General features: G+C 52.5%; 1 protein-coding gene. It reads left to right on the top strand.

The window, feature by feature from the left end; translation table 11 throughout:
• Positions 1 to 65: 65 nt before the first annotated feature.
• The coding region (locus tag FDW87_RS22900) for a DUF932 domain-containing protein (protein WP_137380003.1) at positions 66 to 299 on the top strand (234 nt) is incomplete at its 3' end.

The raw sequence follows: 299 nt of genomic DNA, 5'->3' as shown, positions 1-299 counted from the left end.
AGGCCATGTTCCTTCGGGGACATGGCCTTTTTGTTTTCATTTCATTATCAGATAAGGAGTTAGCTATGCGATTAGCCAGCCGCTTTGGCCGTATAAACCAGATACGCCGTGACCGGCCTCTGACCCACGAAGAGTTGATGAGTCATGTTCCCAGCGTGTTCGGGAGTGACAAGCATGAATCTCGTTCAGACAGGTACACCTACATCCCGACCATCACCATCCTCGAAAGCCTGCAGCGTGAAGGCTTTGAGCCGTTCTTTGCCTGCCAGACGAAGGTTCGGGACCAGAGCAAACGGGAG

The sequence above is a fragment of the Citrobacter sp. wls826 genome (assembly GCF_005281245.1).
Lineage (GTDB): Bacteria > Pseudomonadota > Gammaproteobacteria > Enterobacterales > Enterobacteriaceae > Citrobacter > Citrobacter braakii.
Note: the sequence above shows the minus strand (reverse complement) of the source record. Positions and strands in the feature narration are given on the sequence as shown.